Source organism: Rheinheimera sp. 1928-s (assembly GCF_029269265.1).
In the GTDB taxonomy this organism is placed as follows: domain Bacteria; phylum Pseudomonadota; class Gammaproteobacteria; order Enterobacterales; family Alteromonadaceae; genus Pararheinheimera.
Map to the genome: position 1 here is coordinate 191,351 of NZ_JARIXP010000005.1, position 19,701 is coordinate 211,051.

Consider the following 19,701-nt stretch of genomic DNA (forward strand, 5'->3'; position numbering starts at 1 on the left):
TTCACCCCTGAGGCAGACCTGGTCGTTCTTGAGGTATGTTAATTTGGATCCAGGCGCCCTCTTCCGCTCTGTTGCCAAAACTAAAAGAACTTTGACCAGGGTAAATCAGCGCTATACGCTCTTCACAATTGTGCAGGCCTATACCAGTAGATGGGCCGGTAGATCCAGTCTCAGCTTGCTCAGCAAAACCACTACCATTGTCCAGCATTCGGATCTGCAACTGGCCATTTTGCTGACTAAAGCTCACGGTAATGGCATAACTTTGTTGCGACATACGCATGCCATGTTTCAGCGCGTTTTCGGCCAGAGGTTGCAATAACAAAGAGGGCATCAGCAAACCTTTGACGTCATCGTCGGCCACAATAGATACATTCAGCTTATTTCTGAAACGGCACTGCTCCACATCGAAGTAAGTTTGTAAGATCAGTATTTCCTCTGCCACTGTCACTTTGGCTAAAGGGTCTGTGTACAGGCTGTAACGCAGCAAATCGCAGAGTTTTTCCAGCATAGACACCGCATGCTGATTCTCCTGCTTTAAAATTAAGGTGCAAATGGCGTTAATGCTGTTAAACATAAAATGCGGATTGAGCTGATAGCGCAGCATTTTTAACTGGGCCTCTTTGGCCAGATGAATAGCTTCGGCTGCCTTTTGCCGCTGCTCCATGGTTTCGAAGGTGGCTTTGGAGGCGTAATACAAAGCGGTCCAGGTGAGTAAAATAGTTAAAGAAGCAGAGTTCCAGGTGCCGAAGTCGAACCAGGTCATAGATTGCCATATCTGGCCATACAGCCACTGCAAGGTCTGCCACTTCCACTGAGTCCACACCAGACAACTGAGCAAAATCATCAGTAAATGCCAGAGAATTTTTGAGCGGGTATGTTGGGCGCTAACATTACGGTACCAGGCCCGCAATAACAGGGTAAGCATAAAGCCAAAGCTAGTATCCAGCAGCAGATGAGGCAACCCTAGCTGCCAGGGTTCCTGACTGGGAATTTTAATCATCAGCGCTGTCAGTACAGCATACACAGCCCAGCCACCGCTTTGACAGAGCCAGAATAGTTGATTACGACTTAAAGATTGCAACACCATTCAATTCCAATTAAAAAAAACGAACAGCGTTGCTATGAAAAGCACCACTGTTCGTTCTTTAGTAGTGATCAGCTTGGCTAATTAGCGCAGCCTATCAGTACAGTGCCTTGAGCCGCTTCTGTACTTTTTTGTGCAGAAAGCACCATATCTGCCACCGCCAAACTATGCTGTCCGCTTGAGCTAAACACCAACGCATCTGAAATGCGTTTTACGGCAGAGGCGTCAGCACAATCCAGTGCTACTTCTACAGTATGCCATACACCAGGCTTTAAGTGCGCAAGTGGCTCAGTCAGTGACAACTGACGCTGACAAAGTCTTTGCTGATCACAAAGCACAGCCAGGCTTAGTTCTGCTGGTAGGTGCTGGTCAAAGCGCAAGCTAAAACGCAATGCCTTGGCTGTTTTGTATTTGGATGCAGCAACCGGTTTGATATAACGCAAGCTGGCTGATGCTTTGGCTGCTGTATTCCAGCGTAACTGTCGGCCATCTTCCTGATAGGACAAGTTCACCGACTGCATGGCCAAACTTTTACCGTCAGCACTGACACCATAAGGCGTGGTAATCAGAGCTTCTTTGTTTTGCGCAACGCTGCTGTCCGATAACACCCAGGCCATATCTGCAGATAAGTTGCGTAAAAACAACGGCTGAATGCCTTGATCCGAACTGCTTGCTGCTGTTGCTGATACCTGCTCAGACAAAGGGCCAAGTTCTGTGTGCCCGGTATAAGTTAAACCATAACCATAAGCAAACAGCGGGTCATAGTTGGCATCGCCTTTGTTTAGCACAAACTGATGATCGTAACGTGGCCAGGAAAAACTCAGTTTACCCTGGAAATCATAACGCGCTTTGCCCTGACTATCAGCCAGCAGCACATCAGCTACGCCCTGACCTTCCGAACCTGGTAACCAGGCCACAACAAAAGCGTCGGAAGCGTTCAGTTCTTTATTGGTCCACAGCGGCCGGCCCGTTAAAAATACCGTGACCACTGGAATACCCTGCTGTTTTAGCTTTTTAATTAAGGCTAAATCGCTCTTATCGCCGTGCTGGTATTCCAGCTGCTGAATATCGCCAAACCATTCGGCATAAGGGTTTTCACCTATCACCACCAGCGCAACATCAGGTTTTTGACTGTAGTTACCATCTACCGCCAGCTCTACTTTGCCGCCGGCAGCTTCAACTTGTTGACGTATGCCCTGATAAACAGAAGTGGCATTGGGGAAATCAGCGTTGGTGTTGTCTGTACCCTGCCAGGACACGCTCCAGCCACCTGCTTGTTTGGCAATGTTATCTGCACCATCGCCAGCCACCAGCACCCGGCTTTTCGCTGATAACGGCAGTACTTTTTGGTTGTTTTTTAACAGCACTAAAGATTTTCGCACCGCTTCCCGCGCTAATTCTTTATGCTCCTGACTGTTAAATACCGCCATTTGCGCAGATTCAACCCGGCTGGACGGTTTGCCACGTTCCAGCAGGCCCCAGCGAATTTTCGCCCGTAAAAAGCGCCGCACTGCATCGTCTATCCGCGTCATCGGGATAATACCCTGCTCCACCTGACGAATGGTGTTGTGGTAAAAAGCTTCAAAGTGCTCAGGTACCATCAGCACGTCAACACCAGCATTAATAGCACCGGCGCACTGTTCCAGATCGCAACCCTCTACAAACTTATGGCCGTTCCAGTCAGTGACCACAAAACCATCAAACCCCATTTGGTTTTTCAGTACGTCGGTCAGCAGATATTTATGGCCATGCAAGCGCACACCATTCCAGCTGTTAAAAGACACCATCACCGACTGCACACCAGCCTGAATAGCTGTCATATAACCTGCGGCGTGAATATCACGCAGGCCTTGCTCATCAACCAGGGTATCACCGCGGTCTATGCCTTTTTCAGTGCCACCATCACCCACAAAGTGCTTGGCTGTGGCAATACGGCCAAAACCCTGCAGAAAATCTTTGCCCAAAGTGCCCTGCAAACCCGACACCATTTGGCCGGCATAAGCTTTGACTATGGCTGGATCTTCAGAGTAACTTTCATAAGTGCGGCCCCAGCGGTCGTCACGTACTACTGCGACTGTAGGTGCAAAGCTCCATTCAATACCAGTGACCGCAACTTCTTTAGCGGTCGCCACGCCAATACGGTGGATAAGCTCTGGATCATTGGCTGCACCCAAACCTATATTGTGTGGAAACAAAGTGGCGCCATAGACATTGCTGTGGCCGTGCATAGCGTCTGTGCCCCACATGGTTGGAATACGGCTGCCATCTTCTTTGGCATCGACAGAGGCCTCATACATTTCGTCAGCGTATTTTAACCAAACCTCTGCAGAAGCTTGTTTTTGACCATAAGGCGCTGTATTACCGCCATTGAGGTAAGAGCCAAAGCCGTACTTGCGCATTTGTGCTAAAGACAAATAACCGATTTCCGGCTGGATCATCTGCGCAACTTTTTGCGCCAGTGTCATCCGCTCCAATATCTGGTCCAGTGCTTTTTCCAGCTGTGGATCACGTTTTAAACCCGTATTGACATAAGGCCACTCTACAGCTGTGCTTTGAGGTTGTATTTCTGCCTTCGCGTTGCTTTGGGTATCAGCAGCTACGGCTTGAGCCGCAACAGTCACAAGCAGCAAGCTCAGCGCGAGGCTTTGCTTTTTGTTGATGGTTTTAGTGGGGGTTGTGTTGAACCCGGTTCTGATCATAAAAAATATTCCTTCGCAGTCATCTCAGCGGCATGGCRAACCAGGTGTTAAGTACCTGATAAAAAGAAACCGCTCACAACAGCTGAGCGGTTTCTATAAAGGCAGTCTAGATTAAAAATTAAAGCCTGCACGAACACCGTAATAACGTGGCATACCAAAGCTGCCTTTCGGGAAACCTTTGCCTGTGTTACTCCATTGCTGCACTATTTCGTTGGTGGCATTGCTGACAAACAGTTCCGCAAACCAAACTTGATCTTTAGGCTCATATTTAAGTGACGCATTGACTGATGTGTATGAATCACGGCTATCGTCAACATAAGCCAAAGCTTCATCAGGAACTGCAAATTCCATATCGTCCAGATGCTTGTCCAGGTTCCAAATGGTGTTGTAAGACTTATCCTTCCAATTGACATTAAACCAGCCGTGAATGTAGCCGTAGTCAGCTAAATCAAAGCTATGGGTGTAACTTAAATTGGCCGTGTATTCAGGCACCATGGCCAGCTGATTCCCTTTCAGATTGGTGGTCAGTAAGGTGTTTTCCGGATCAATTGACTCTTCATACGACAAGTTAAACAAGTACTCTGGGTCGTAGTCCCATTTGGTGATCCAGTCATCCGTAATGCGGGCATCAGTCCAGGTAACATAACCGGTAACACGGCCACTTGGATAAGGTTTCCAGTCAAATTCCAGCTCAATACCTTTGATGGTCGAACCCGGCACGTTTTGCGTGTAATAAGCAATCACCGGCATATTGCGGTAATCCAGCACAGGCTGACCATTTTCATCCAGTACAGGGCTGCCATCCGGATTCTCTATCGCCGCCAGACGCTCCACATTGCCGATAGAGCCGACTGAGGCATATTGCATATCCTGATAATCGGTATAAAAGAATACAGCTTGTAAATTCAGTGAGTTGTCTAACAAGCTGGTTTTTGTACCCAACTCATAGGTCAGCACTTGCTCAGGGTCAAACTGGGTTTCAAAACGCTGCACCTGGCCTGTTCTGTCATTGACGACTTCAAACACATCACCTATGCCACCTGCTTTAAAGCCCGATGCCACATAGCCGTATACCATAGTGTTTTCGCTGAAGTCGTAGTCTAAACCAAGACGGAAATCACTGTTTTGCCAGCTGCCTTTGTTGTCGTTAGCAAAAGAAGACTGATAAATGGCCGGGTTTTCAAAGGCATTGGTCGGTAATTCAGACAAAATAGTGCGGTTAAACCAGCCTGGAGCACAACCGTCGGCATTGGAGCAACGCAAGGTTCGCCCACCCACGTCTTCTTTGGTTTCATCACTGAAGCGATAGCCCAACGTCAGGTGCAAATCTTCACTCAGGTTATAAGTGGCCTGACCAAAAGCAGCAAAAGCGTCAGTAGAACGGTCGGGTTGATCCCAAAAGGCCTTATCGTCCATTGGGTTGTCGTAATAGCCTACAGTAGTGGTTTTTTCATGGAACAGATTGACACCTGCTATCCAGACTAAATCACCAAGCTCGTCAGACTGCAGCTGCAGTTCAGTCGAGTAAGAACGGGCACCAGTGCCATCGAGGAAGAACATAGCGCCATCCCACACGTCCAGGCCGATTTCTGTATCCTGCGCCGACTGCCTTTTCATATCTTCGAAACCCGTTAACCACACCAGATCAAGCTCATCAGTCAGTTCGTAGTTCAAGGTGTTACGCAGATAGGTAATATCCAGCTCCAACTTGCCTGGTACGTTGACTACCGCCTGATAGGTATTGTCGCTTGGTAAAAATGTAGAACAGTCGCCACCAAACTCAGCGGGTCTGCCACGCAGTTTTTCGCAGTTCACCATTTCGACAGAACCTGCGCTGTCGTTTTTGTAGTACTGGAACACAGTGTGGTTAGAAAAACGGCCAGCAGAAGGCTCCCACAAGGTGCTTACGCGGAACGAATGCTCGTTGGCGTTGTTGTAAAAGTCACCTTTATCTGCCGGTGTTAAAGCACGCACTTTTTGCGCTTCAGGGTCGGTGCCAGCAGCATCTATCCACCAGTTTTCGCGCTGAGTCAGCGTCTGACCAATGCCCTGATAAGAGTCTTCTGAAATCACTTCAGCGTTCAACACGCCTTGTGGTAAATAACGGGTGTCGTACTGGTTTGGATCCCAATAGCCTTCGACATAGGAATCACGTTTTAAGGTTTTGCCAGAAAAACGGACGGCAAATTCATCTGAAATAGGCAGGTTAAATACACCGCCAGTGCTGATTGCGTTAAAGCGGCCTAACTCGGTATTGACGTTGCCATATGTACTGTCAAATTCTGGTTTTGCCGTCAGCACGTTAATGCTACCCACAGTGGAGTTACGGCCAAACAAGGTACCTTGCGGGCCACGCAAAGCTTCTACACGCTCTACGTCATACATTAAAGCCAGCGCGCCCTGCATACGAGGTGAGTAAATACCATCTAAGTGCACGCCAACTGCTGGGTCACCTAATTCGGTAATGTTGGTAGAACGAATACCACGCATGGTAATAACAGGAGCTGCCTGCTCTGAAGCAACGGCAATGTCGAGGCCTGGCACTAAATCAGCGATGTCTTTTACGCTGTTGACGCCATGTTGCTGCAGCTGGGTTTCACTCAGGGCTGAAATAGCCACTGGTGTTTCCATCAGTTTGGTTTTGCGTTTGGTAGCCGTGACGGAAATAACTTCCAGCTCGGTGTCATTGGTGGCGGTTTGTGCTGTGGTCGTTTCGGTGCCGTTGTTAACATCCGCTTGCTGCGCGACGGCAGAAAAAGCGCATGCCATCGCTATCGCAAGCGAAAGTGCGTTACGTTTATGCATTGTCTAACCCCTGTCTGTTGATACTTTTTTGTTTTATGTTTTTATGGCGAACTAAATGCTTGGGTTTGCCACAGGGTCAACCTTAATGTCATGCAAAGCACAGAGATACAGAGATTCGACAAGGCGAGTTGGTCACACTACAACACGATTTAGGCTGGGTTGTGGTGGGGCTGACGGTGAAAAATAGTAATGAAAAACGGCGCAGTGGTTCTGGATATTTTGTAGGGGCGCCCCTTGCGGGCGCTCGTTTATTGAATGGATAATGGCCGCTGAAATCTAACGAGCATTTGGCTTGTTGCTAGAGCCTAAAGTACTGACTACAATGCCAGTAACGCAGGAACTGGAGAACGCTATGAGTGCGGTTGTTAAAAAAGTCTCACAAGCAAAACGTAAAGATCCCCTGATTGATTTTGCCAGTCTTGCAACAGTTGGCAGACAGGCATCAAAGGCTGCGCGTGAAAGAGCGTTAGAAAATGGAGTGAGCTTTACCTTTGCTCAGAACGGGATGATCAAGCGCCGCCATCCGGATGGTCGTACTGAAATTATTCGCCCTATGGCTAACAACAATGATTTTCCTACGCTTGAACAGGATTTATGCCGCGACTAAGGCTGATTGCCGGACCTAATGGTTCAGGTAAAACAACATTAACCAACGAGTTGCGACACAAATATGAAGTTCCGCTCGGGCAATACGTCAACCCAGATGAAATTGAGTTAACTTTGCACGAGCATGAGCCTGACCCGAAAAAACGCTCTCAACTCGCGCAAACTATAGCCACCGGCCAACGGGAACAATGGCTGCAAATGCTGGTATCTCATAGCTACGAATCAGTGATGAGCCATCCAAGCCATCTTGAATACATCAAAAAAGCGAACCTGCTTGGCTTCAAGTGTTACTTGTATTACGTCTGCATTGCAGATCCGGACATTAACGTGGACCGGGTAGATGAAAGGGTACAATTGGGCGGGCATCCGGTGCCCATAGAAAAAATCAGAAGCCGTTACATCAATAGCCTTAAACAGCTCTATGAGATGTCCATGCAATGCCACAGAGTCTATTTTTTTGATAATACCGACTTGTTATTGCCATTTGCCGAAGTAAATTCCAATGGATTTCTTGATATCAAAGACAAAGAATACAATCAGGTAAAGCCAGCCTGGTTTCGTGAGCACGTCTTATTAAAATGGAATAAAGACAAAGTCCGTATTCTGCGTTGATCCGAAGTCACAGTTCGGTTTCCTTCAATCTACTGGATATGAAAATGTAAGTAATTTCAATTGATTACATGAAAAAAATCCTCATACAGAAAAATCTTCGGTGTCAGGCCTTGCCTTTTGATTTAAATGGCAAAACGCAACACCTGCCCAGAGGTAGAATGATCACGAAAAAAGCTACGTTTGGAGGGGAAATGGAAATCTGGTACTTCGAAACCTCAGCAGCTAATTATCTTATGGACCATATGACGGTCGAAGATGCGATAGCAACGAAGGCCCTTCAGCTAAAAATGGGGCGTGACTGGCGTATATCATCCGTCACACTGCAAGAAATTCTGATGACCGCAGATGTGGAAAGACGAGAAAACCTAATATATTTTTGCCAACACCTTTTTGGAAGGGAGCTACTACCTTCACCACCGGAGATTATAATCGACTATATTCGCCAAGGAATGCCGCGTGTAGAGAACCATCGTGAGCTGATATCAGGATCACGTTTTGCAGAGGTCTGGCGAGAATTGGTCGATGATACCAGCAGAGAGTTCCAACTTGATCATAAACATATACTGGATTCTTCAAGAGGGATCCAAGATATAACGAAAATGGTACACGCTATGGTCAAACATTCCGCCGACACAACAACTAGTGAGAAATCGGTTGCAGAGTTAGACAGCATACTTAGTGACTACTTAAAGGAATTACCATTTGTTAAGGAGGGTAGAACGTTAAACAAAAGTCAAGAATTGACACATAAGGTTTCCCTGTATTTTATCCTAACGTTTTTATGCTCGGAAATTTTTCTAGAGAACGAACCAATAAAGCAGTTTTGGGAGAAATTGGGGTTGGAAAATATTCTATGTAGGTTGACTTATGTGGTCAACGAGCTTCCAATTTTAGTGCACAGAGGGCCATTCTTAGTCATGGCGACAATGATGATTTCCCAAGCGACAACAAAAAAATTTCCAAGAGGAGTTTGGTTTGATTGCTTACACTCAATCTATGTAAGCTATGCTGATAAATTGTTCACGACTGATGCCCACTTCCAAAGCCTGCGCGAAAGCATCCCAGAACCTATCTTGCAAAAAAGAATTCATCACATGAAAGAAGTAATATTAAAGAAAACAACCCATGAGTAGGCTGGAGCCGTCTGTTGGCATCCTAGCAGTGTGCTTGGAATCGCGTCAGGATATCGAAAGCTGGTCAACGCAAGCGTTGGCACATAGACATTCGAAACATCGCAGCTCTCAAACCTGCTCAGTTTTCCACCAAACTCTTTAATCTAAGTCCAAGATCCACAACAGCATTTGCATTCGTGTTGCCTTTTTGCTTATGCTGCCAAAAGCACACAAAAGGCCGACGTTATGATAGAACTTCACCAGTATTGTCCAGAGCAACAACAATGGCAGATCAGCGATTTTAAAGCACTGCGTTACCCTTTGTTATCAGACACTAAAATCTGGATCAACTTAACAGCTGCCGATCAACAGGAACAACGTCAGGTGCTGGAGTTTTTCCGTATTCATCCTGTGATTGCCGAAGATTTTCTGCGTGAACGCCATCCGCCTAAAATGGAATTCAGCGACAGTTTTAGCTTGCTGATTTTGCGTGGTTTTTCTGCACCCGATTTCAGTGACTATCCGGGCCATAGTCAGATTTCGGTGTTGTTTAACGAACAGGTGATTTTGGTGAAGTACCATAGTCCACTGGATGACAGCAAAATTGACTTACCCTTCTCCTCATTGGTCGGCATTGAAAAATTTAAAGACTGGATTAAAAAATATATCCACGCTATATCAGGCACTTATCTTGAAAAGTTACTGCAATTTGAAGATGAGTTGGGTGAGCTGGAAGACAGTATGCAAAGCAATGGCAACGATCAGAAAATGGCGCAAATTATGAAGTACCGTTCGGTATTTCGGAAAATTGACCGTAATCTGGCCTACCAAAAAGAAATGTTTTCCGATCTATTGTACGAAGAAGACGCCAGTCATCCATTTAAACGTCATTTCGAGCCGATAGAATTGCGCGATTTTTACGAGAAGTTTGAGCGCCTGCACAGTATGACGCAGATGTATTATGACCAGTTAAGTGATTTGGTGGATGGCTATATGTCAACTTCGTCGCACCAGATTAATGAAAAAATGAAAGTGCTGACTATGCTCAGTGCTGTGTTTATTCCACTGACCTTTATTGTTGGTGTATACGGCATGAATTTTAAGTATATGCCGGAGCTGGAAAATCCTTTCGGCTACTATATTACCTGGGGCCTGATGCTTGGATTAGCTTTGGGCCTGTTAGCCTTATTTAAAATCCGCCGTTGGTGGTAAAGCTGTAGCAATTGAGCAGACAGCAGGAGCGGTTTAATGGTTGAAAATACCCCACTGGATATTGAAGAAATAGTCCGGGACAGTTTTGATGAAAACGAAACTGAGCAACTGGCAGAAAAACTGGACCAATTAGAGCCGGAAGAGATTGCTATTGCGCTTGAAGCCATGCCGTTGGAACAACGGGTCAGCACCTGGCTGACGCTGGAAAAAGAACAGCAAATTGCTTCATTGACTTACATGAGGGTTGATGCCCGTAGCAATATTTTCAAACAACTGGAAACAGCGCAGCTGCATGAGCTGGTTGAAGAAATTGATGTAGACGACTTAATTGAGCTGCTCGACGAATTACCGGACGCTATTTATCAATACGCTTGTTCGCGCATGGATCAAAGCGAAAAGCGCTGGTTAGATCAGGCCTTAACTTACGATGACGAGCAATGTGGCCGTTATGCCGATCACGATGTATTAATTGTTAGTAAAAACGCCAAAGTGCGGGACGCAGTGCGGCTGTTTAAAAAGCTGACCGAAGATGCCGAATATCAGGAAGCTTTGTTTGTCGTCGACCGCACAGGCCGTTATGTGGGGCTATTGCAGGGCATTCGTTTATTAGGCCAGCCGAATCATATGCCAGTGGTGGAGTTTATCGACGCAGAAGCCCCTGTAGTACAAGGTGATATGGAGCTCGATACAGGCTCAGATTTAGTAGCACGTTCTGGCTACAGCGCTTTGGCGGTGGTGGATAGCGAAGGCAAACTCTTAGGCCGGTTATCTATAGGTGAAGCGCTGGAAAACGTGCGGCGCAGCCTTGAAGGCCAGTTTATGCACACTGCGGGTTTAGACGAAGAGGAAGACTTATTCGCCCCCATCATCAACAGCGCCAAACGCCGTGCTTTATGGTTGGGTATTAACTTATTGACCGCCTTTTTAGCCGCCTGGACCATTGGTTTATTTGAAGCGACTTTGCAGCAAGTAGTGGCTTTGGCGGTATTGATGCCTATAGTGGCCTCTATGGGCGGCATTGCAGGCAGCCAAACCTTAACCCTGATTATCCGGGGTTTAGCACTTGGCCAAATTACCCCTCAAACCTATTGGACCCTAATGCGCAAAGAACTGAGCATAGGAGCTATTAACGGTGTGATCTGGGCTTTAGTCATTGCAGGTATCACTTACCTTTGGTTTGGCGACTGGATTATCGCCAGCGTGATTAGTTTTGCCATCGTCATCAATATTTGTGTGGCGGCCTTTAGTGGTGTGGTGATCCCGGTCTGGCTGGAAAAAATGAAAATAGACCCTGCCCTGTCTGGTTCTGTCATTTTAACCACAGTGACAGATGTGATAGGTTTTTTTGCCTTCCTCGGTTTAGGTTCACTGTTCTTACTTTAAGGCGGTAAGGCTTTGATGTAAATTTTTTGATTTTTTACAGATACTTGGCACTCAAACCACACTAGAATAGTCTCAACAGATAAATTCAGAGCCTGATGATGGTGTTGTTATGAAAATTGCGGTCTTATCGCGCAATAGTGAGTTGTATTCTACCCGCCGCCTGGTTGAGGCGGCGGAAGAGCGGGGTCATCAAATCGAGGTGATAGACCCGCTGATGTGTTATATGAACATCAACAAAACCAAATCCGGCATTCACTACAAAGGTGAAGTGCTGGAGCATTTTGATGCCGTGATCCCCCGTGTAGGTGCTTCCATTACTTTTTATGGCACTGCTGTACTACGTCAGTTTGAAATGATGGGCGTTTATGCGCTGAATGAATCCAGCGCCATCAGCCGCGCCCGCGATAAACTCTGTTCCCTGCAATTATTAGCCCGTGAAGGTATAGGTTTGCCTATTACCGGCTTTGCCGATAAACCAGGTGATATCCCCGATTTAATAGATATGGTCGGCGGCGCTCCGCTGGTCATTAAGCTTTTAGAAGGTACTCAGGGCATTGGCGTAGTATTAGCTGAAACCCGCACCGCAGCCGAAAGTGTGATTGAAGCTTTTATGGGCCTGAACGCCAATATTCTGGTGCAGGAATACATTAAAGAAGCCAATGGCGCTGATATCCGCTGCTTTATTATTGGCACTAAAATTGTCGCCTCAATGAAACGTCAGGCCAAAGCCGGTGAGTTTCGTTCCAACTTACACAGAGGCGGCACCGCCTCTATTGTAAAACTCAGCGCAGATGAAAAACGCACTGCTTTGGCTGCCGCTAAAACTATGGGCTTGCAAGTGGCAGGTGTAGATATTCTGCGCTCTAACCACGGTCCTGTGGTGATGGAAGTGAACAGCTCTCCGGGTTTGGAGGGCATAGAAGGTGCAACCGACATTGATGTAGCAGCGCTTATGATCCAGCATCTGGAAAAACAGGTGCCTTTGCATCAGGCTCGTATGGAACAAAAAGCGTTGCAAAAAGCGCAGCAGAAAAAGCTGGCAACAAAGTAAGTTTCGACAACAGAAGGCAACTCCATGCTTACGGAAAAAAGACAGGCTTTTACTTTAGGTGGCACTGTGATCGAGCCCGGTGAGCGGGCTGTGGTTGATATTCCTTTTGGCAAACTGTACACCCACACCGAGCTGAATATAGGCGCTCATGTGGTGCATGGCAAAAGACCAGGGCCTGTACTTTTGATTACCTCTGCTTTGCATGGCGATGAAATTAACGGCGTCGAAATTTGCCGCCGCTTGCTGAAGTTGCCCAAGCTGAATCAGCTTAAAGGTACTTTAGTAGTGGTTCCTATCGTCAACACTTATGGTTTTGTGCAGCAATCCCGCTATCTACCCGACAGACGCGACTTAAACCGCAGCTTTCCAGGCAGCGAAAAAGGCTCATTGGGCAGCCGTATGGCCTTTCAGTTTACCGAACGCATTTTAAAACAATGCACTCATGTGATTGATTTACATACAGGCGCTATTCATCGCAGCAACTTGCCTCAGGTACGGGCCAGTGCGAAAGACAAAGTGGCGTTGCAAATGGCCGAAATTTTTAACGCCCCTATTATTATCAAGGCCGCCAGCCGTGAAGGCACAATGCGGGGTACAGCCAACAGTTTAGGCATTCCTATTATTTTGTACGAAGCAGGTGAAGCACTGCGTTTTGATGAGCAATCGATCAAAGTGGGTGTGCGCGGCATTATGAACGTGATGCAGGATTTAGGCATGTTCAGCCCCAGCAAAAAAACCGTCAAAACAGGCTCTTTATTCAGCAAAAAAAGTAGCTGGATTAGAGCTGAGCACGATGGCATAGCCCGCTATTACGTTGGACTTGGCCAAACCGTACAACAAGGAGATGTGCTGGCCCATATCTACAGCCCCTACTCCGACTTTGAAGTAGCCGTAGAAGCCAGTTTTAACGGCATAGTGATAGGACGAAATAACTTACCTCTGGTGAACGAAGGCGAAGCCTTGTTTCACATCGCCGAAGTCAGCTCTTTGGATGAAGCAGAAAAAACCCTGGATGCCATCAGCGACGAAGTCGATGCCGCCATGCCGCCCGTTCTGGGCGTGGTTTGATAGTGCAGGTCAGAACTATCAGTCTGACCTGCGTTGCTATCTTTAGTTGACGTTTACGGCAGGCGCTATACCCACTGTGGTAATACGTTGGCCTACCATTTCACGAACATAAAGGGTGACTGCGCCAAAGTGTTGACTATCCCCCWCAGCAGGAGCCTCTGCTAAAGCCTGACGTAACACCTCATCCAATGACAAATGCCCATCCGCGGAAAGCTTGATGCCATAAGAATGTGATAAGTCTTCTACTTTGGTGTAGCCCTTTAGTTTCAGCTCTGCTGCTGGTAATTCCAGATGATCGCTTTTGGCAATTCCAGAACAGACCAGATCAACAAAATCACGAACATCGGGTTTCATCACAATAAATAAATGATCGCCTGCGTGCAGGAAAGTGGAACCCCGTGGCGGGATCACCTCATTGCCTCTGGTGATCATCGCCACCACAGTGCCGTCAGGCAAGGCCATTTGGGATAAACGACGGCCCGAAGCACGCGAACTGTCGCCCAGCTGATACTCCACTATATCGGCATCCACATCACCTAAAGCGGTAATTTCCAGCGTCGCAGCTGGAGTCACAGGAGCTGGTTCTGTTAATCCTAAAGCCCGGGCCATGAAGGGCAAGGTAGACCCCTGCACAGTGGCCGAAATCAGCACTACGAAAAACACCACACTAAAAATCAGTTCGGCGCCGGGCAACCCATACATCAGCGGATAAATAGCCAGAATAATAGGCACTGATCCCCTTAAGCCAACCCAGGACACTAAGGTGATTTCTTTCATACTAAAACCAAATAACTTCAGCACCGGCAGCACGGACAAAGGTCGTGCCAATAGGGTCAACACCAGTGCAATCAGCAAACCTTCAAACCAGACATCCAGCAAGGTAGAAGGGTTAATCAGTAAGCCTAAGATCACAAACATAATAATTTGGCCCAACCAGGCCAAACCGTCGTGAAATAAGAAGGTGCTGCGCTGAAACACAAACCTGCTGTTGCCTATCACGACCCCTGCAATAAAGATGGCTAAAAAGCCACTGCCCCCCAAATTGGCCGCAACGCCAAAGGCCAGTAAACCAAAAGCCGCCACCATCACAGGGTATAAACCCGAAGTCGTCAGATGAATACGGTTAATAATACGCACGGACAACCAGCCAGCAGCCAAACCTACCACTGAACCTATGCCCATTTGCTGCACAAACAACATCAGCAAGCCCGTGCCTGGTTCTAAGCTTTTGACCAGTACTTCCAACAAGCCTACAGTTAAAAATATTGCCATAGGGTCGTTCGTCGCACTTTCAATTTCCAGGGTTGCTTTCAGGCGTGGGTTAATATGAATACCAGCGTTACGTAACAATGAAAATACAGCTGCAGCGTCAGTAGACCCAACAATAGCGCCGATCAGTAAGCCATAAAACAGAGACACATCAAGAATATAAGCGGCGGCAATACCAGTAATAACGGCTGTGACTAACACCCCAAAAGTGGCCAGCACAGAAGCAGGTTTCCATACCTGCTTAATAGAGGCCATTGGCGTTTGCAAACCACCATCAAACAAAATAATGGCTAAGGCCAGCGACCCCAGTGCATGTGCAATTTCAGCATTATCAAAGACAACACCGCCTGGGCCGTCTTCCCCTGCCAGCATCCCCACCATAAGAAACAACACCAGTACAGGCAAACCCAGTCTGGCCGACAATTTACTGGAAACAATACCGAAGATAATTAAAATCGCGGCTAATAAAATAATTTGATCAATCACAAACATAGATTGGTTCTCTCATCACTAAAGCTGCGGGCTGTGCCCACAAAGAAGATCGTTTTGCAGCCCCACCTCCATTTTCAAAAGGCGCAGTCTGCATCACTGCAAGTATGAACTAAGCTGCAGACAAAGGAGGTGCCCTGGCGGAAAAACGCCTGATGCTGGCCGCTGCATAGTTGGAAGTTAACTTCTGGTTTGCAGAACACGTTGCGGCAACATACTCAAACTGCTGCCATAACACTGCAGCCTTGTCAGGGTCAGCAGATAGATCAGCATGTTTGACGGGTTGAGCAACAGAGGTCAGTTGCGATAATCCATGCAGCTGATTTGCTTGCACTGCTTCCAGCAAATTCCGGGCAGCAGAAGAGTCTGAGGCCACAAACAAGGACCCCAGATAAAAAAACAATGCAATTAAACCTAAGAGCTTCATCCGAATACCCTGAACTTATCCAAATCAAAAAGCCTGCGGGCATGAAGTACTGATACAAGCCTGCCGATCATAACATCGGACAAGCATTAACTAATGACTAAATTACCCCTATCTATGGTTTTCCAGCAACAGAATTTCAACCCATAATAGCGAAACAGGAAAAATAATTTAAAAACATAAGCTTAGACTAATAAATAGGCTGTATTTGTTTAGAGCTGCCACACCTCAGGCTATGCCTGATTGCAAGCGCCAGTTATCTTTCGCTGACTGGTTTTGAGCGCATAATGAGGTAAGGCCCTTGTTCTTTGTTGCTTTTTTATGCTGTGATGTTTTGGCTGACCACAGACTCGTAACATAACAAAAAGGATTTCAGAATGCGCCTGCTTCCCCTCGCCTGCTTAATCAGCTCAGCTTTTATCAGCACCAGCAGTCTGGCTGCACCAAAAGACTTAGCTGGCACTATTCATACCGATTACCAACAGCACCTTGAGCCGCTGTTTAAGCATTTCCATCAAAACCCGGAACTGTCTTTTATGGAGTTCAAAACGGCCGAACGTTTAGCCAAAGAGCTTAAAGCTGCAGGTTTTGAGGTCACTACTGGTGTCGGGAAAACAGGGGTGGTCGCCATTCTGAAAAATGGTAAAGGCCCGTTAGTGATGATGCGTGCTGATATGGATGCCTTGCCGGTAGAAGAAAAAAGTGGTTTGCCTTATGCGTCCAAAGTAAAAAGCAAAGACTGGAACGGCAACGAAGTGTCAGTGATGCATGCCTGTGGTCACGATATGCATATCACCAGCTTAGTGGGTACAGCACGGCAAATGGTGAAGATTAAAGATCAATGGCAAGGCACGCTGATGCTGTTAGGCCAACCCGCTGAAGAATATGTGGGCGGCGCTCAAAGCATGCGTGACGACAAAATCTGGGAACGCTTTGGCACTCCGGATTACGCCATGGCTTTACACGTATCCAGTGAAATTGAAGCGGGTAAAATTGTCGCCGTTGAAGGCTCGCCCTACTCTGGTGTGGATTCAGTCGATATCCATATTCATGGTGTAGGTGCACATGGCGCCAGCCCCCACCGTGGGAAAGATCCTATAGTGTTAGGCTCACAAATTGTCTTGGCGCTGCAAACCATTGTCAGCCGTGAAATCGCCCCGAAAGAGCCCAGCGTGATTACCGTCGGGTCTTTTCATGCGGGATCGAAACACAACATCATTCCAGACTCTGCGCATTTGCAGCTGACAGTACGGAACGACACTCTGGAAACCCGTGAACAGCTGATTAGCGCTATTAAAAGAGTGGCGACCAATATGGGCCGGGTAGCGGGTTTGCCTGAAGATAAATTGCCTGAAGTGACAGTGGATCCACAAACAACGCCACCCACAGTCAACGATATTCCGCTGACCCAACGTTTGAAGCAGCGCTGGGTTAGTCACTTTGGTGCAGATATTCTGGATCAGAACTATAAACGTTTAGGCATGGGCGCTGAAGACTACCCGTTTTTAATTATGAACCCGACCATTCAGAGTGTGTATTTCCAGATAGGCGGCACACCTAAGGAAGACTTTGAACGGGAAAAACAAGGCGGAGCTCCGGTGCCAAGCCATCATAGTCCGCTTTTTAAAATTGCACCTGAACCTGCAATCAAAGCGGGTGTAGAAGCCACAGTTGTGGCGTTGCTGGACCTGATGCCTAAACAATAAGTCAGACTGCGGTTGGTGTTGGCCAAGGCTTGTCTTTGACAGGCCTTTTTGAAAGATAAACTTACAATTGAGTTTCGACTCTTAGGGTAAATCAGGTTAGTCTGGTATCTGCATTATCAGCTATGTTGTTTGAACCTGATGATGCTCCATAATCAATAACTAAAAGGAAAACGCACAGTGCGCCATTCATTATTAGCTCTTAGCATTGCCGCATTACTGGCAGGCTGCAGTCCGGCCCAGGACACATCAACCACCACCACAACCACAGCTGAAACGACCACGGCGGCAGAAACCAAAGCGGCTTTATCTGAATCCGAGCGTCTGAACCAGTGGTTTGAAACCAAATACGAAGAGCAGCTGCAAATGAGCCCGCTGCAAATGACCTTTTTAGGCCGCAAAGATAAGCAGGATCAAATTGACGACGTCACAGAAGAAGCCGAAGACAAACAATTGGCCTGGGCTGCTGCTTCTGTTGAAGAGTTAAAATCTCAGTTTGATTACACCAAGTTAGATACTGAAGCCAAAACCTCTTATGACCTATGGATTTACCAGTACGAACAAAGCCGTGACGCCGCAGCATTTCGTGTAAACAACTACGTGTTTAACCAGATGCAGGGCATACATGCCTTGTTGCCACAATTGCTGATGAACTTCCATAAAGTAGACGAAGTGGTTGATATGGAAGCCTACGTCAAACGTATTGGTGGCATAGCTAAAGCTATTGCTGATTTACAGCAACGAGCCGCCAAATACGCCGAAGCAGGTGTACGCCCACCACGTTTTGCTTACGAAGGTGTACTGGAACAGGTCAATAATCTGTTAGATGGCGCACCATTTAAAGAAAGCGATAAAGACGCGCCTTTATGGGCCGATGCTAAAACCAAAGTGGAAGCACTGAAAAAAGCCGATAAACTGGATGACAAAAAAGCTGAACAGTTACTGGCCGACGCTAAATCTGCCTTAACCACTCAGTTCCAGCCATCTTACGAAGCCTTATCTGCATTTTTAACCAGCGAGCTGGATAAAACTCAGGTCAACGTGACGGGTGTGTCTACTCAGCCGAATGGCGTGGCGTACTACAACCATCGCTTAGCTCAGTCCACCACTACAGCCTTAACTGCAGACGAAATTCACCAGATTGGTTTAAATGAAGTAGACCGCCTGACCAAAGAAATGACTGCGATCAAAGATAAGGTAGGCTTTAAAGGTTCATTAAAAGAGTTCTTCACTTTTATCAAAACCGACTCGCAGTTCTTTTATCCGGATACAGATGAAGGCCGTCAGGGCTACATCACAGACTCAGAAGCCTACTTAGCCTTTATCGAGAAAAAACTGCCTGAGTACTTCGGTATTCTGCCAAAAGCGCCTTTAGTGGTAAAACGGGTAGAAGCTTTCCGTGAACAACCAGGTGCAGCTCAGCATTATTATCCTGGCACGCCGGATGGCAAACGTCCGGGTATTTACTACGCGCATTTGTCTGATATGAAACAAATGCCTAAAAATGAAATGGAAGCTATTGCCTACCATGAGGGCAGCCCTGGTCACCATATGCAAATTTCTATTGCGCAGGAACTGACTTCAGTTCCAACCTTCCGCACTCAGGCTGGTTTTACCGCTTACATTGAAGGTTGGGGTTTGTACTCTGAATTACTGGCCAAAGAAATGGGTGCCTACCAGAATGACTACTCAGACTTCGGCCGCTTAATCACAGAAATGTGGCGTGCCGTTCGTTTAGTGGTCGATACAGGTATGCACAGCAAAGGCTGGACTGAACAACAAGGTATTGAGTACTTCAAAGAAAAAACTCCTGTTGCTGAAGGCGCAGTTACCTCTGAAGTTCGTCGTTATTTAGTATGGCCAGGCCAGGCAACAGCCTACAAAATTGGTATGTTAAAAATTCTGGAAATCCGTGCTAAAGCCAAAGAACAGTTAGGCGACAAGTTCGATATCCGTGGTTTCCACGACACCATCTTAGGTGGCGGTGCATTACCTCTGCAAGTACTGGAAAAACGTGTACAGAACTGGGTAGACAGCGTAAAAGCTGCTTAATACCACTCTGAAGTTTTGCGAATGGCCCTTTAGTGGGCCATTTTTTTCACTCAATTCAGCCCGTTATTTTTTAGTTCACTGATATCTTCAGCTTGCTGCTACTGTTGCATCAATGTTAACCTGCCTCTGACA

Annotated in this window: 14 protein-coding genes; 9 read left to right on the plus strand and 5 right to left on the minus strand. The window is 46.9% G+C overall.

The window, feature by feature from the left end; translation table 11 throughout:
• Position 1: 1 nt before the first annotated feature.
• The 3 genes from P3C17_RS13845 to P3C17_RS13855 all read right to left on the minus strand — a co-directional run bounded on the left by P3C17_RS13845 (position 2) and on the right by P3C17_RS13855 (position 6,588).
• A complete protein-coding gene (locus P3C17_RS13845; protein ID WP_300929991.1) occupies positions 2-1,087 on the minus strand; it encodes a histidine kinase in 1,086 nt (361 codons plus the stop codon).
• 77 nt (positions 1,088-1,164) lie between these two features.
• Positions 1,165-3,783, minus strand: a complete 2,619-nt coding sequence (locus P3C17_RS13850) for a glycoside hydrolase family 3 N-terminal domain-containing protein (RefSeq protein ID WP_300929992.1) — start codon at positions 3,781-3,783, stop codon at positions 1,165-1,167.
• Positions 3,784-3,894: 111 nt separating this feature from the next.
• Entirely contained in the window at positions 3,895-6,588 is a 2,694-nt protein-coding gene (locus P3C17_RS13855; RefSeq protein ID WP_300929993.1) for a TonB-dependent receptor, read from the minus strand.
• 352 nt (positions 6,589-6,940) lie between these two features.
• On the opposite strand from P3C17_RS13855, the gene P3C17_RS13860 reads away from it, so the two are divergent.
• The 7 genes from P3C17_RS13860 (at position 6,941) to P3C17_RS13890 (ending at position 13,632) form a co-directional block, all read left to right on the plus strand.
• Positions 6,941-7,195 carry a hypothetical protein gene (locus tag P3C17_RS13860; RefSeq protein ID WP_300929994.1) on the plus strand — a complete coding sequence of 85 codons (255 nt, stop codon included), beginning with the start codon at positions 6,941-6,943 and terminating at the stop codon, positions 7,193-7,195.
• Positions 7,183-7,806 carry a zeta toxin family protein gene (locus P3C17_RS13865; protein WP_300929995.1) on the plus strand — a complete coding sequence of 208 codons (624 nt, stop codon included), beginning with the start codon at positions 7,183-7,185 and terminating at the stop codon, positions 7,804-7,806. Before P3C17_RS13860 ends, P3C17_RS13865 begins: the two co-directional genes overlap by 13 nt.
• Positions 7,807-7,874: 68 nt before the next feature.
• Positions 7,875-8,939, plus strand: a complete 1,065-nt coding sequence (locus P3C17_RS13870) for a hypothetical protein (protein WP_300929996.1) — start codon at positions 7,875-7,877, stop codon at positions 8,937-8,939.
• Between the two features lie 225 nt (positions 8,940-9,164).
• Positions 9,165-10,130: a magnesium transporter CorA family protein gene (locus tag P3C17_RS13875; protein WP_300929997.1), complete on the plus strand. Its 966-nt coding sequence runs from the start codon at positions 9,165-9,167 to the stop codon at positions 10,128-10,130.
• Positions 10,131-10,166: 36 nt separating this feature from the next.
• Positions 10,167-11,513, plus strand: a complete 1,347-nt coding sequence (gene mgtE, locus P3C17_RS13880) for a magnesium transporter (RefSeq protein ID WP_300929998.1) — start codon at positions 10,167-10,169, stop codon at positions 11,511-11,513.
• A 109-nt stretch (positions 11,514-11,622) separates the two neighbouring features.
• Positions 11,623-12,564 carry a 30S ribosomal protein S6--L-glutamate ligase gene (gene rimK / locus P3C17_RS13885; RefSeq protein WP_300929999.1) on the plus strand — a complete coding sequence of 314 codons (942 nt, stop codon included), beginning with the start codon at positions 11,623-11,625 and terminating at the stop codon, positions 12,562-12,564.
• A 24-nt stretch (positions 12,565-12,588) separates the two neighbouring features.
• A complete protein-coding gene (locus P3C17_RS13890) occupies positions 12,589-13,632 on the plus strand; it encodes a succinylglutamate desuccinylase/aspartoacylase family protein (protein WP_300930000.1) in 1,044 nt (347 codons plus the stop codon).
• 42 nt (positions 13,633-13,674) lie between these two features.
• Here P3C17_RS13890 and P3C17_RS13895 read toward each other — a convergent pair whose 3' ends face one another.
• Positions 13,675-15,393 carry a potassium/proton antiporter gene (locus P3C17_RS13895; RefSeq protein WP_300930001.1) on the minus strand — a complete coding sequence of 573 codons (1,719 nt, stop codon included), beginning with the start codon at positions 15,391-15,393 and terminating at the stop codon, positions 13,675-13,677.
• 109 nt (positions 15,394-15,502) lie between these two features.
• Positions 15,503-15,817, minus strand: a complete 315-nt coding sequence (locus tag P3C17_RS13900) for a hypothetical protein (RefSeq protein ID WP_300930002.1) — start codon at positions 15,815-15,817, stop codon at positions 15,503-15,505.
• A gap of 374 nt (positions 15,818-16,191) precedes the next feature.
• On the opposite strand from P3C17_RS13900, the gene P3C17_RS13905 reads away from it, so the two are divergent.
• Positions 16,192-17,520 (plus strand): amidohydrolase, encoded by a 1,329-nt coding sequence (locus P3C17_RS13905; RefSeq protein ID WP_300930003.1) that lies wholly within the window; start codon positions 16,192-16,194, stop codon positions 17,518-17,520.
• 177 nt (positions 17,521-17,697) lie between these two features.
• Positions 17,698-19,569, plus strand: coding sequence for a DUF885 domain-containing protein (locus P3C17_RS13910; RefSeq protein ID WP_300930004.1), 1,872 nt, complete (start codon positions 17,698-17,700; stop codon positions 19,567-19,569).
• Positions 19,570-19,701: the final 132 nt, after the last annotated feature.